Raw genomic sequence first — 14,318 nt, 5'->3', positions numbered from 1 at the left:
CTGCGGTCAGGCTGAATGCCTGCCATGCGCTAGGCAACATTCCCGCACGCCACGCCCGATGACCATGCCCACTGGAAGTTATACCCACCCAACTGACCGGTCACATCGAGCACCTCTCCAATAAAGTAAAGCCCCGGTACCGTGTTCACGCTCATATCCTTCGACGAGACTGCCCGCGTATCAACGCCGCCAAGGGTGACTTCCGCAGTACGCCAGCCCTCGGTGCCCGCCGGTTTCAGGGAGAAATGATTCAGGCACTCCGCCAGCGCCGCCACACTGTCATTGCTCCACTGAGCGGCAAACGCCTCGGTATCAACGGCGACAGCCTTGCAACACCACTCTGCCAGCGCCAGGGCAAGGCGCTTGGGCAATAGTTCGCTCAACCATTGGCGCAGCAGTTTACGCGGTTCATCACGGCGCAATTGAGCCAGCGCTTGCTGGGCATCCAAGCCATCCAACCAGTCGATATGAAGGCTATCCCCCGGGTTCCAATGGGTAGAGCTTTTCAGCATGACCGGCCCCGATAGCCCACGGTGAGTAATCAATAGCGGCTCGCGATAACGTGCATCGTTGCACCGCACCACCACAGGAACCGAAATACCGGCCAGCGGCGTAAAGAACTCCTTCCATCCCGCTGTCAGCGTAAAGGGCACCAGCGCAGGGCGCGTTGGCAGCACCTCAAGCCCAAACTGCCGCGCCAACTCATAACCGAAGCCACTCGCACCAAGCGTCGGTATCGACAAGCCACCGGTTGCAATCACCAGCGCTTCACAGCTAAGCGTGCCGCGATCGGTTGCCAGCGAAAATCCGCCCTGCTCACGCGCAGCCACCTTATTGACCGCAGTAGAGAGCCAGGTGGTAACGCCCGCCCATTCACACTCCGTTTCAAGCAACGCCACCATCGGCTTGGCCGATTCGGCACAGAATAGCTGCCCCGGCGCCTTCTCTACATAGTCAATGGCGTGGCGCTCCACCAATTCCAGGAAGTCACGCGGTGTATAGCGTTTCAGTGCAGAGATACAGAAATAGGGATTGGCAGAAAAGTAGTGTTCCGGCGCAGCATCCATATTGGTGAAATTACAGCGACCACCCCCTGACATCAGGATCTTCTTGCCTGCTCGCTTGGCGTGTTCGATGACAAGCACGCGCCGCCCACGATAGCCTGCTGTTGCTGCGCACATCATGCCGGCAGCGCCTGCACCAATCACGACGACATCCCAGTCGTAGCGCTTGACGGGAGTATCCTGGGGAGTAATAGCTGGGGAGTGCTCGGTCATGACGGCTCTATCAACGGTAAAATGTAGCCGCGATAATAGGAAATTAGCGCTGCAAAGGCGAACCCAATGCATCATGAATTGAGCCTGTAACGCAGAAGACCCACCCCAAATGAATGGAGCGGGCCTTCGATCAAGCTCAAGCGCTACGATAGATGCCGGATTACTTGGCTTCTACGTGACCACCGAACTGATTACGCATGGCCGATAGCAGCTTCTCGCCATAGGAGTTGCCGCTGCGCGAACGGAAGCGCGTGTAAAGCGACGCGGTCAGCACGTTGGCCGGTACGGCTTCTTCGATGGCTGCTTCGATTGTCCAGCGACCTTCACCGGAATCGCTGACCTGACCAGAAAACTCGTCAAGATTGATATCGTCGGCAAGGGAGATAGAGATCAGATCAAGCAGCCACGAGGAGACCACGCTACCGCGACGCCATACCTCGGCGATATCCGCCATATCGAGATCGTAGCGAAGGTTGGCTGGCAGGCTCTCAAGGTTTTTGTTGCGCATGATATCGAAGCCTTCAGCGTACGCCTGCATCATGCCGTACTCGATACCGTTGTGCACCATCTTGACGAAGTGGCCTGAACCCACTGGGCCGCAGTAAAGATAGCCGTTGAGGACGCGCGGGTCGCGATTCTCACGGCCAGGTGTTTTAGGAATGGAACCTTCCCCCGGCGCCAGCGTCGCGAAGATGGGATCATGGCGCTCGAAGACTTCCTTGTCGCCACCGATCATCATGCAGTAGCCGCGATCCAGCCCCCACACGCCACCGGATACACCCACGTCCAGATACGAAATACCTTTCTTGGCGAAGGTTTCAGCGCGCGCCACGTCGTCCTTGTAGAACGCGTTACCGCCCTCGATCACTGTATCGCCTTCATCAAGCAACTCTTCGAGCACCTTGATGGTGGAGTTGGTGATATCGCCCGCTGGCAGCATCAACCAGATGGAACGCGGCTTGGGAAGCGACTGTACCAGCTCTTTCAGTGTGGCAGCGCCCTGAGCACCATCTTCAGTGAGCTGTTTTACGGTGTCTGGATTGGCATCGAACACTGCACATTCGTGACCATTTTTCAGCAGGCGGCGAGCGATGTTGCCCCCCATTCTTCCCAGACCAACGACTCCGATTCTCACGACTCTCTCTCCTGATTAGCGAGGGCGCAGCGTCCGCGACTTGTGCGTGTGCGCGCAAAATTTATTAAGCCACGCATATTGATACCGCGTGTTAGTAAACTTAGCAACATAGGCTATCGCAAAGTCACTGAAATTGCACAACCTGATAGAGCAAACCAGCAGGAATTGTAAGTTACTTACACGAGCATTAGGCAAGTACTCTTTGGGATAAAACAGCGCTGGCGCTCCTGCTCACCGTTCTTCAGCGGCGACGAAGGACGCCGTAAGCCCGGTAACGCCCTGCACATTCACCGCACCTGTTCCATTTTTCTAACACAGTCAGGCAGCAACAACAGATGAAGAGCGCCATGTTGACACCCATGCCTTTCAGATTACTGCGTGCATTTCCGCCGCTCTACTCTTGCGCTCACCAGCCAGAACTCTTCGTGCACCTCGACGATCTCTCGCTGCACGTTTTATGAAGCGCGGGTAGAGAGGCTTTTCATAAAATGCAGCGGCGGGCTGACCGCAGTATGGCCCCATAATATCGAATGAACATGTTGCCGTGGTAAGTTTAGCAACATCACCACCAAGGTGCCTTACTGCTCCTGCCATGCCTTGTGTTGGTGCAGCATTCGCCACCAGGCCAGGGCTGCCAACAGTGCAAGCAGCGCCTGCAATAAAGGCTCTACGCCGGCTCCGGCGAGGTTCAGGGCTGCGCCGCCCACCAGTGATCCCGCAAAAATGGCGCCGTTGAACACCGTGGCAAAGGCTGCCTGGGCGAAATCTATCTGGCTGCCTGCCATATCCGAAAGGTACTTGATCAGCAGCGTAGGCGCGCCGCCAAAGGCCAATCCCCATAGTGCTACACAGCCAAACACGATGAAGAGATGTGACGCCATAAGGAACGTGACAAGGGCCGCCACAACAAACACGGCAAGCGCTGCGCAAGCCAGCACGTTGTGAAAGCGGTCGATGTAAACGGTCGTTAGCGCAATGCCCACGAAAGAGGCGATACCAAACAGCATCAGCAGTGACCCGAGATAATCAGCGTTTCCGGCAGCTTCCAGAAATGGCGCGAGGTAGGTGTACAGCACATTGTGCGCCATGACCCACAGTAACAGGGTGGCAAGCAGCAGCAGGATACGCTTGTCCGAGAGCACCTGACGCATGGGTACATGCTGATGCCGGGAAGTACCTGGCACTGACGGCAGCATCCAGCCACACCAGCCGAGCGTCAGCAGCGCGAGGATCGCCGTACTGAAAAAGACACCCTGCCACCCCACTATCCCCACCAGCGTCGATACCAACGGAGTGCCGATAGCCAATGCCAACGGCTGCCCGACGCCCATGATAGCCAGTGCCCGCCCCGCTTTGGCCGCGGGGGAAATTCGCACCGCGAAGCCGGCCAATAGCCCCCAGCCCACGCCCGCCGAAACGCCCGACAGAAAACGCTCAACAAACAGCAGCACCACATTATGGGTGATGGAAGCGGCCAGATTGGTCAGCAGGAACCCCACCAATGCCGCCAGCAGCAGGTGCTTGCGATTGAGGCGATGTGTGGCCGAGATAATAGGAATAATCGCCGTGAGTGATCCCAGCGCATAGATGGCGACCAACTGCCCAGCCAGGGCGCGCGAGATATCAAGACCTGCCGCCAGTTGGGGCAGCATTCCTACCGGCATGGTTTCGGTCATTATGGCGAGGAACCCGATCAGGGTCAGGGGCAGCAGCCGCGCCATTGATAAACGTTGCGGCTCAGTCATCGACTTACTCTCATTCATGCATCCTTGATACTTCTTTCTGTCATTTGCTTTAGAAAGTTATGCGGATCTGCGTAATGGCGCCATCACATGCTCAACAGCAGCGCTGACTCACTGCGCTGCCCTGCGTTTACCCATGAAATTCATTGCCCCAAGAGAACAAAAAGGCGCCTTTTGCCATTCAATGCGCAGTAAATACAGCACTTCGCCGCTCTCTTCCACCATTGACCTTATAATTTATATGGTTAATTCTATTATCAGTGCTAACGCCAGTGTCTCTTAGGGAGAATGACATGAGTGCAGGCAGTTCCCAGGTTCCCGCCATCATCGTGGTCAATGCTGGTTCTTCCAGCCTCAAGCTGTCGATATTTGCTGTCACCGAAGATACTCCTCCTGCCCTGCTGCTCCACGGCGAATTGAGCGGCATCGCTACCCAGCACCCAGTGCTTTCCATTTCCGACAGCCAGGGTGCCACACTCGACACTGAACGGTTCGAGGCCCATCAGGTCACCAGCCATAGCGACGCCTATCAGCGGATGCGCGCTGCATTGAGCCGCAAGAGTGACGAATTTTCACCGATCGCTGTGGGGCATCGGGTAGTACACGGTGGCGTTTTCTATGAAGGCCCGGTGGTCATTGATGCCGAGGTCAAGGCAACCATCCAGCAGCTCACCGAACTGGCGCCCCTGCATCAGCCCCCTGCTCTTTCCGGTATCAACGCCGTTGAAGAACAGGCACCGGACATTTTGCAGGTAGCGGGCTTCGATACTTCCTTCCATTTCCATCGCGATCCACTCACCCAACTGACCGGGCTACCTTACCATTTTTATGAGCAGGGCCTGCGCCGATTCGGTTTTCACGGCCTCTCCTACGAATACATCGCCCAACAGCTCGCCTGCCATAACCCTGAGCTGGCAGAGCAGCGTATTGTCGTCGCTCACCTGGGGGCGGGCGCCAGCCTGTGCGCCATGCAAGGGGGGCGCAGCATCAATACCACCATGAGCCTGACGCCACTTGATGGGCTACCGATGGGAACCCGATGCGGCGCGCTCGACCCCGGCCTGATGCTGTACCTGCTGAAACAGGGCACCAGCATTGATGAGCTGCGCGAGCTGCTCTACTACGACTCCGGTCTCAAGGGCTTGTCGGGGGTTTCCAGTGATATGCGTGAGTTACTGGAAGATGATTCCCCACGCTCCCGCCGCGCCGTGGACTTCTTTACTTTCCGGGTCGCCGAAGAGTTCGGACGCATGGCAGTGTCGCTGGGCGGTGTCGATGCGCTGATCTTTACCGGCGGCATCGGCGAGCACTCAGCCGCCATTCGCAGCGCTGTCTGCGAGCGTTTGGCTCCGCTGTTTGATACCCGACTCGATCAGGCAGCCAACAATGCGCCATCGCCTCAACACATCAGCAGCGCTGATAGCCGCTGTCAGGTGCTGGTCATGCCTACCGATGAAGAAGGCATGCTGGCACGCCATGTGTGGAAATTCTGGCAACAGCATCACTAACCCTTTCACTGGGTGCCATGACCTATCGCGCTTTCAAGACTTATCGCCCTGCGCGCACTGACGGCATCTCTTCTTCACTCACCTGCCATGGAGGTTCTACCGCATGAGCGACCATCCTCTCTCTGAGCACGACATTCACCTGTTCAATCAATGGTGGGGGGCAGCCAACTACCTCTCCATTGCGCAAATCTATCTGCTTGATAACCCGCTGCTGCGCGAGCCATTGAAGCTTGAGCACACCAAGCCACGCTTGCTGGGGCACTGGGGTACAACGCCCGGCCTTAACTTTATCTATCTGCACCTCAACCGAATCATTCGCGAACAGCATCATAACGTGATGTTCATTACCGGCCCCGGCCACGGTGCGCCAGGTGTTGTAGCCAGCACCTATATGGAAGGCACCTATAGCGAGTGTTTCCCGGAAATTACCGAGGACATGGGCGGCCTCAAGCGCTTTGTCAAACAGTTCTCCTTCCCCGGCGGTATTCCCAGCCATGCTGCGGCGACAACCCCCGGGTCGATTCATGAAGGCGGTGAGCTGGGCTACTCGCTCTCCCACGCCTACGGTGCCGCGTTTGACAACCCCGACCTGACGGCCGCCTGTGTTGTGGGCGATGGTGAAGCAGAAACCGGGCCGCTGGCAGCCTCCTGGCATAGCAACAAGTTCCTCAATCCGGCCAGCGATGGCGCAGTACTGCCTATTCTTCACCTGAATGGCTACAAGATTGCCAACCCGACACTGTTGGGACGCATGCCCGAAGAGGAGCTATTGCAGCTTTTCCGTGGCTATGGCTATGAGCCGATTCTGGTCGAAGGCGAGCTACCCTCTCCCATGCACCAGAAGATGGCCGTTGCGCTTGATCACGCCTTTGCGCGAATCAAGGAGATTCAGCATCACGCGCGTGAGGAAGGCGCTACCGAACGCCCCACCTGGCCGATGATCATTCTGCGCAGTCCGAAAGGCTGGACCTGCCCGAAAGAGATTGATGGCGAGCGTGTCGAAGGCTTCTGGCGTTCACACCAGGTGCCCTTCGCTGATCTTTCCAATCCCAAGCACCTCAACGCGCTGGAGCAGTGGCTGCAAAGCTATCAGCCCGAAACGCTGTTCGATGAAGATGGCAGGCTGAACAGCGAAATACGTGCGCTGGCCCCCGAGGGTGATTTGCGCATGAGTGCCAATCCCCATGCCAACGGCGGCATTCTGAAGCGCCCGCTCAAGCTGCCTTCTATTGGCGACTATGCGGTAGAAGTCAAAAGCCCGGGGCAAACCAATGGTGAGAGCACCCGCGTGCTGGGCACCTGGCTGCGCGATGTGATGGCGAACAACCTGAAAAGTGCCAACTTCCGCGTATTCTCGCCTGATGAAAACAACTCCAACCGACTGGACGCAGTACTGGATGCCTCTAGTCGCGCATGGCAGGAGGAGATCTTCGATTACGACGATCACCTTGCTCCCGGCGGTCATGTCATGGAGATTCTGAGCGAGCACACCATACAGGGCTGGCTGGAAGGCTATCTGCTGACCGGTCGTCACGGCTTCTTCTCATGCTACGAAGCCTTTATTCATATTGTTGATTCGATGTTCAACCAGCATGCCAAATGGCTGAAAACCGCCAACGAAGTGGAGTGGCGCCGCCCGATTGCATCGCTGAACTACCTGCTGACCTCGCATGTATGGCGTCAGGATCACAACGGCTTCAGCCACCAGGACCCGGGCTTTGTTGATTACGTGGTCGGCAAGTCGCCGGATATTGTGCGCGCCTACTTCCCACCGGATGCCAACACCCTGCTCTGTGTAGCTGACCACTGCCTGCGTAGCTGGAACCGCGTCAATGTAATCGTGGCCGGCAAACAGCCGCAGGCCCAGTGGCTCAGCATGGAAGAAGCGATCAAGCATACCCACCAGGGAATCGGTATCTGGCACTGGGCAGGCAATGATCAGAGTGGAGAGCCGGATGTGGTGCTGGCATGTGCAGGGGATGTGCCCACGCAGGAAACCCTGGCCGCCGTCTCATTGCTGCGTGAACACGCCCCCGATATCAAGGTACGTGTGGTCAACGTGGTCGATCTGCTGACATTAATGTCAGACACCCAGCACCCGCACGGTCTCAGCGATGCTGAATTCAACGCGATCTTCACGCTCGGCAAGCCGGTCATCTTTGCCTACCACGGCAATCCGCAGTTGATTCACCGCCTGATCTACAAACGCCAGAATGCGCGTAACTTCCACGTACATGGGTTCAGGGAGGAAGGCACCACCACGACGCCTTTCGATATGACCGTGATGAACCATCTTGATCGCTACCATATCGTGCTCAATACGCTGCAACGCATTCCGGGCATGAATGACCAATCGGGCTACCTGACGCAGTTTGTGCGTGACAAGCTGGTAGAACACCGCCGCTATGTCGACGAATATGGCGTCGATATGCCAGAGATCAGTGACTGGCAGTGGAGCCTGTAAGCGCTTTTCAACGTCTCGCGAGCTAGCGCTATGCAAGACAAAAACAGGTGAGGACGCGGTGTAAATAAGCAGTCCGAGCCTGTTTTTACCGCACTAGAGCTGGTGCGCAGCAGACGTTAAACAGATTCCAGGCAGCTAACCCGAAAGAAAGAACAGCGCCGCAAAGGGAAACCTCTGCGGCGCTGTTCCATGGTGACAAGGGCTAGTCCTCAATATGCCAGGGCCATGCTGTTGCCAACGTGGCGCATATTCTCTGGCGTCGGCACGGCGATAATGCTGGCTGTAACGAAGCGCCTCCTGCTCATAGGAACAGAGAAGCCCCATTCTCCCGAGCCTTTCCCGTCGCTGAAAAACATCCCCTCGTCCCCATCAAAAAGGGGCCGAGTCATCACAACCCAGCCCCTTCCGCTTGTCACGGTAGCTGAACGCCTTACGGCGCGCCTTGCACCGCCTGTTTACTATCGCCTGCCTGAAGCGGCTTGCCCGGAGCGGTCGCAAACAGCGTACTGGGGTCGCCTTCCACCATGCCTTGCAGGCTTTTCGCCCCAATCGCGTTATTGCCCAACTGGTAAGGATCAGGCCATACCGTCGGCTTGCCTTCGACGACATCCACCATTGAGGAGACGGTGCGAACCAGCGTTGATTCGTTCACATTTGAGAACAGAGTCAGACGCTGATCGAGCTTCGCCTGTAGCTGTGCGGGCGTGAGCGGCCCAATGGTTTGCGCAAGCCCCGCCCACTGCTGAACCCGAATGCAGCCGTGTGAACGCGCCCGCCATGCTGAACCAAACAACGACTTGTTGTTGGTATCGTGCAGGAAGATCGCCTGATTGTTATTGGTCGTAAAACGCAACAGACCAAGGGGGTTATTAGGCCCCGGCGGTGTACGCTGGTAGCTGCTGCCAGCAATGGAGGGCGGAGCCACCCAGTCGGGCGAGTACTTAAGACCAGTGATGCGAGTCCAGAACAGCGGTGTCGGATGAGCCTTGGTGCCCACCACCACCCGACTTTCCAGCACCTGCTTACCATCGGAGGTGCGAATCAGATGCAGGGTATAGGAAGGCACGTTGATCAAGACAAGATAGCGAGCGCCGTGCGCCCGCGCCCCACTAACCTGCTGGTCGATGGCAGTAGCCCAGATCCTGAGCGCCTCGGCCTGATACGCCGGCGTAGTATTCAGCGCCGTCGCTACCTGCGGGCCTACGACACCGTCCGCCACCAGACCATGATCACGCTGAAAGCGTTTAACGGCTTCCTCCACCGTATCATCGAAGGTCATGATCTTATTGGCGGTCGTGGCGCTATCGTAAAAGTTGAAGGGGCCTTCCGGCTCTTTATCGAGATACCCCCACGCCTGCAAATGGTTAATCAGCGAAACGACATGCTCTCCGCTGTCACCTTCACGCAAGGGGGTGGTGGCTCTGAGCGGGGCCAGTGCGCTCTCCTGAGAGGAAGGCGCCTGCAAAAGCCTGCCGGCAGCGTCACGCACCGTGTCCGAAAAGCTCTGCTGCGGCAACGGCTTGGCAGGATTGTTCAGCGGGGCCGGCTCAGTGGTTACATTGGGCACCTGCCAATTGCCCGGTTTGGGTTTTGGTTTTGGCTTCGGTTTCGGAGCAGGGGCCGGTTTCTCAACGGGGACATCAGGCTCGGCAGCACTGGTGTTGATATCATTTTGGCCCGCATCGCTCTCCATGGCTGGGGCGTCAGCAGTTGAAGCCGGCTCCGGGGTTATCTGCTGGGTACTGACATCACCGTCATCAAAGGCTGCTCCCGCACCGGTTGCTGACGAAGGAAGACTCTGAGCATTTACTCCCGAGCAGCAGGCGAGTAAAAGCGCCGCTGCTGCATAGCGTGGAATAGCAGTCCCTGTTACCGCAAAGCGATCAAAAAACATGCTCATCTTGACGCCTCCCGATACTTTTCGTATCTCATTTTTTTACTGTCTGGGTTCAGACTAGCCCTAAATGGCGCCATTTACGAACCCGTTACAAGAGCACGCTTTCTACCAGCGCTGCATTGATCGACTTCATCAATGAAACCGCTGAATTCCATTTAGTAACTATAGCTTAGCAGCTTCCCCACCATATATGGGAAAGCATTACCCCACACAAAAAAGCCGCCCCTGTTAGGGACGGCTTTTCGAAATACTTGATGGCGGAGAGGGAGGGATTCGAACCCTCGAAGCCTTGCGACTTACACACTTTCCAGGCGTGCTCCTTCGACCACTCGGACACCTCTCCTGCACTTGCTGCCGCGCTGGGCAACGAGAACGGCGCACACTTTATCGGTATCCAGCGCATTTTGCAAGCGATTCAGTAAATTACCCTCTTCCGCCACATTCCTGCCGGTACCTTCGCCCCTGTTTGTGCCACTCCCTGTGCCAGCACTTAACTGAAAAATACCGACAGCAGCCCACTGACAGCGGGCTTTTAGCGCCAGATTACGGCGATGTCCAACGCTCTACAAAATCCTTTGGCTCCAGCTTAGGCAGCCTTTTGGCGTTCCCTATCTTGTGGCCCAGATAGATAAAGCCGACCAGCTCATCGACAGGAGTAAGACCAAAGCCTTCGCGCACTACCGGACTATGCGCAAAGTCACCGGTACGCCACATGGCCCCCAGCCCCTCAAGCTCGGCTGCGTAAAGCATGGCGTGGGCTGCACAGGCGGCAGAGGCGACCTGCTCAACCCTTGGCACCTTCTTGTTGTCCTTGATGCGAGCAATCACCGCAATAATCATGGGAGCACGCTCGGCCTTGAGCTTGATAGCGTCCAGCTTGTCTTCACTGATATCAGGCTTGCGCAGCTTTTCGGCACGGGCGCTCAATTCACCCAGCCGCTTGCGACCATCACCGCTGATCTCGACAAAGCGCCACGGCGTTAGCCCCTTGTGATCCGGCGCGCGCAGGGCGGCGCGATAGAGGGTATCGAGCTGCTCTTCGGTGGGAGCAGGGCCTTCCAGTTTCCCGTGAGAATTACGCTTTAGCAGCAGCGTCTTGGCATCCATGGATAGCCCCTTTTCAACGATCAAAAATATGTAGGCTGACAGTGCTTCTCGCCGCTGATCAAAGAGACTTGAAGCACGTACAAAAGCCCCGTATTAGCGCATCACCCAGCGCTATTGGCGAGCGGTACGCTTTTCAAGCCATGCGGGATCGAGCGCCTCAAAACGGCTGGCACGACAGGGATTGATATCAAGCCCGCCGCGCCGCGTATAGCGCGCCATAACGGCAAGCTCGGTTGCCTGAGTACGTTCGCGCAGATCAAGATAAATGCGCTCGACACAGTGTTCATGAAAATCCTGGTGGTTACGGTATGACACCAGATAGGCCAGCAGCCCCTCGCGGTTGATCCGCGGCCCCTTATAGCGAATCACGACACTGCCCCAGTCAGGCTGGCCGGTGACTGGACAGTTCGACTTCAGCAGGTGCGAGTGCAGCACCTCTTCAACGATCTGCTCGCTGTCAGCATGAAGCAGCTCAGGGGTGGGCGTGTAGTGCTGAATCGCGACCGTCAGATCATCAATGCAATCACCATCGAGCGTTGCAATCGCGAAGTCGGCGCTATCGAGCCTGTGCAGGCTCACCATGACATCGGCCCGCACCGCTTCTGACAGATCCCGCTCCAGACGTTCAATCACCTCGCCTTCATTGGCGAAGTGAGTGTTGTTGAAGCCGTTCAGATAGAGCTTGAACGATTTCGATTCGATCAAATGGCTGGAATTTGCTGGGATACCAAAACGCGCCAGCCGCACGACGGGCTTACCGCTGCGATCAAGCCACGACAGCTCGAAGGACTGCCATAAATCCAGGCCAACAAACGGCAGCTCATCCTGCTCATCAAGCCCCAGCTTGCCGCGATTGGCCGCACGGGGAATCGGGAACAAAAGGCCCGCATCATAGTGATCCGGATAGGCCGAACTTTGGCCCAGCGGCGCTTGCGCAAGGCCCTCATCTGAAGGTGCATCGGTCATCAGTGACGAATTCCTTTACCACGATTGAGCATGCTGAGCGCCAGCGCAAAAAGCACCACGTTAAAGATAATAATGGCGCCCATCGCCCAGCCCGCCGAAATATCGGAGACACCAAGAATGCCGTAGCGGAAGGTGTTGACCATATAAAGAATCGGATTGAGCTGCGATACATGCTGCCAGAAGGTCGGCAACGTATGAATCGAATAGAACACGCCGCCCAGATAGGTCAGCGGTGTCAGCACAAAGACCGGCACAATCGAAATATCATCGAACTTGTTGCCGAGCAGCGCGTTAATGAAACCGCCGATGGAGAACAGCAGCGACGTCAGCACCACAACCACCAGAGTGAGCAGCGGATGCACGATATCAAGGCGCGTAAAGAACATCGACACCAGAGTCACGATGATGCCAACCAGCAGCCCACGCGCGGCACCGCCGGCAATATAGCCCGCCAGAATCGCCCAGTTGGGCATTGGCGACACGATCAGCTCTTCTACCGAGCGCTGAAACTTGGTACCGAAGAAGGATGACGCCACATTGGAGTAGCTATTGGTGATCACCGACATCATGATCAGCCCCGGCACGATGTAATCAATATAGGGAAAACCATCCATCTGACCGATGCGCGAACCGACCAGATTACCGAAGATCAGGAAATACATCGCCATGGTGATCGACGGCGGCAGCAATGTTTGCGGCCATATACGCATAAAACGGCGCACTTCGCGCACCAGTACAGTCCAGAAGGCGACCCAGATTTGTTGATACTTCATTCAGCGAATTCCCCCTGCTTCCTTACCGTGATCCACCAGCGACACAAACAGCTCTTCCAAACGGTTGCTGCGATTGCGTAGCGACGTCACGCGAATGCCCTGCTGCGACAATTGTTGAAAGGCGTCATTGATGTGCTGCCCCCGTTTAACGGCGAGCGCCAGTTGCCCACTGTCGAGCAGCTCGATCTGAAAGTCTTCAAGCACCGGTGCCTGAACCAGCGGCTCCTCGGTGTCCAGCAGAAAGGTTTCGACATCCAGCTCGGCAAGCAGATCACGCATACTGCTGTCCTTAACGATGGTGCCCTGGTCAATGATCGCGATATTGCCACACAGCGCCTCGGCTTCTTCGAGATAGTGCGTGGTCAGGATAATCGTCGTTCCTTCCTGCTCGTTAATGCGCTGCATGTATTCCCACATGCTGCGGCGCAGCTCGATATCGACCCCGGCAGTAGGCTCATCGAGAATCAGCAGACGCGGCCGATGCACCAGCGCACGGGCAATCATCAGGCGGCGCTTCATGCCCCCTGACAAGGTGCGCGCCTGCTGCTCGCGTTTATCGGAAAGGCCCAGATCCTCAAGCAGCTGGCGGGTACGCGACAGCGCCTTCTTGCGCGGAATACCGTAGAACCCGGCCTGCGCCAGCACGATATCCTCAACCTTCTCGAAGGGGTTGAAGTTGAACTCCTGCGGAACGACGCCCAGCTGGTACTTGGCGAGTGAAAAATTGCGGTCGATATCTATACCAAATATCTCGACCTTGCCCGCCGACTTGTTGACCATCGAAGAGACAATCCCCAGCGTGGTCGACTTACCGGCGCCGTTGGGACCCAGCAGCGCAAAGAAGTCGCCATCGTTGACCGTGAGGTCGATACCCTTGAGGGCCTGGTGCTGATTGCCATATACCTTGGTCAAGCCACGGATGGATAGGGCTGGAACTGACATTCACTGCTCCTGTCATGACTTGTACAAACGAAAAGGGCTACGCAAGACAAAGCCTGCGCACCCTCAAAATGCGTTGGCGAGCACCCCACGATGTGGCACTCGTTGGCAGCGTTTCACCCCCACGTATAGCAAGCGGAAAACGTCTGACGTGCGGCACTGCATTGAAAAATGGGCCATAGTCTAGCCTGAAATGCCCCTCTCTTCCTACTGTGGAGATAGGCTCAGGAAGGCATTTCCCTGGAAAAAACAGCGCATGGCACTGAATGAAAACGGTACGGAGAGAAAACTACGCAAACCAAAAGAATCGCTACTCGCCGGGAATACAGCAAGAATCATGCGAATACGCGAGGGATTTATAAGATTCAGAAGGGGGATAGAAGCTTTGGAAGTGGCGTCCCATAGGGGGTTCGAACCCCTGTTACCGCCGTGAAAGGGCGGTGTCCTGGACCACTAGACGAATGGGACGCAAAACAGCATTTTCAAGCAGAATCTGCCGGTTGCCGCGCG

Annotated in this window: 10 protein-coding genes and 2 tRNA genes; 2 read left to right on the top strand and 10 right to left on the bottom strand. The window is 56.7% G+C overall.

What is annotated here, in order from left to right:
• Window positions 1-29: 29 nt before the first annotated feature.
• The 3 genes from L881_RS0105600 to L881_RS0105590 all read right to left on the bottom strand — a co-directional run bounded on the left by L881_RS0105600 (window position 30) and on the right by L881_RS0105590 (window position 4,157).
• The gene (locus L881_RS0105600) at window positions 30-1,277 is read right to left on the bottom strand and encodes a BaiN/RdsA family NAD(P)/FAD-dependent oxidoreductase (protein WP_025732723.1); all 1,248 of its coding nucleotides are present in this window, start codon (window positions 1,275-1,277) and stop codon (window positions 30-32) included.
• A 160-nt stretch (window positions 1,278-1,437) separates the two neighbouring features.
• Entirely contained in the window at window positions 1,438-2,412 is a 975-nt protein-coding gene (gnd, locus tag L881_RS0105595; RefSeq protein ID WP_025732721.1) for a phosphogluconate dehydrogenase (NAD(+)-dependent, decarboxylating), read from the bottom strand.
• A gap of 578 nt (window positions 2,413-2,990) precedes the next feature.
• Window positions 2,991-4,157, bottom strand: coding sequence for an MFS transporter (locus L881_RS0105590; RefSeq protein WP_051464800.1), 1,167 nt, complete (start codon window positions 4,155-4,157; stop codon window positions 2,991-2,993).
• 290 nt (window positions 4,158-4,447) lie between these two features.
• Between L881_RS0105590 and L881_RS0105585 the strand changes: the two genes are divergently transcribed.
• Together L881_RS0105585 and L881_RS0105580 are read left to right on the top strand one after the other, a co-directional pair.
• A complete protein-coding gene (locus tag L881_RS0105585; RefSeq protein ID WP_025732718.1) occupies window positions 4,448-5,662 on the top strand; it encodes an acetate/propionate family kinase in 1,215 nt (404 codons plus the stop codon).
• Window positions 5,663-5,765: 103 nt separating this feature from the next.
• On the top strand, window positions 5,766-8,126 hold the full coding sequence (locus L881_RS0105580; protein ID WP_025732717.1) for a phosphoketolase family protein: 2,361 nt from the start codon (window positions 5,766-5,768) through the stop codon (window positions 8,124-8,126).
• A 430-nt stretch (window positions 8,127-8,556) separates the two neighbouring features.
• Here L881_RS0105580 and L881_RS0105570 read toward each other — a convergent pair whose 3' ends face one another.
• The 7 genes from L881_RS0105570 to L881_RS0105540 form a co-directional block, all read right to left on the bottom strand.
• On the bottom strand, window positions 8,557-10,026 hold the full coding sequence (locus L881_RS0105570) for a L,D-transpeptidase family protein (RefSeq protein ID WP_025732715.1): 1,470 nt from the start codon (window positions 10,024-10,026) through the stop codon (window positions 8,557-8,559).
• Between the two features lie 252 nt (window positions 10,027-10,278).
• Window positions 10,279-10,366 (bottom strand) — tRNA-Ser (locus L881_RS0105565).
• Window positions 10,367-10,566: 200 nt separating this feature from the next.
• Window positions 10,567-11,130 carry a nitroreductase family protein gene (locus tag L881_RS0105560; RefSeq protein ID WP_025732714.1) on the bottom strand — a complete coding sequence of 188 codons (564 nt, stop codon included), beginning with the start codon at window positions 11,128-11,130 and terminating at the stop codon, window positions 10,567-10,569.
• Between the two features lie 111 nt (window positions 11,131-11,241).
• The gene (gene queF, locus L881_RS0105555; RefSeq protein WP_025732713.1) at window positions 11,242-12,096 is read right to left on the bottom strand and encodes an NADPH-dependent 7-cyano-7-deazaguanine reductase QueF; all 855 of its coding nucleotides are present in this window, start codon (window positions 12,094-12,096) and stop codon (window positions 11,242-11,244) included.
• Window positions 12,096-12,869 carry an ABC transporter permease gene (locus L881_RS0105550; RefSeq protein WP_025732712.1) on the bottom strand — a complete coding sequence of 258 codons (774 nt, stop codon included), beginning with the start codon at window positions 12,867-12,869 and terminating at the stop codon, window positions 12,096-12,098. The genes queF and L881_RS0105550 overlap by 1 nt, the downstream gene beginning before the upstream one ends.
• Complete coding sequence (locus L881_RS0105545; RefSeq protein ID WP_025732711.1) at window positions 12,870-13,811, bottom strand: ABC transporter ATP-binding protein; 942 nt, start codon at window positions 13,809-13,811, stop codon at window positions 12,870-12,872. It lies immediately after the preceding gene.
• 389 nt (window positions 13,812-14,200) lie between these two features.
• Window positions 14,201-14,276 (bottom strand) — tRNA-Glu (locus tag L881_RS0105540).
• Window positions 14,277-14,318: the final 42 nt, after the last annotated feature.

The sequence above is a fragment of the Carnimonas nigrificans ATCC BAA-78 genome, from assembly GCF_000526695.1.
GTDB lineage: Bacteria > Pseudomonadota > Gammaproteobacteria > Pseudomonadales > Halomonadaceae > Carnimonas > Carnimonas nigrificans.
This window is presented reverse-complemented; position numbering and strand designations above follow the sequence as displayed.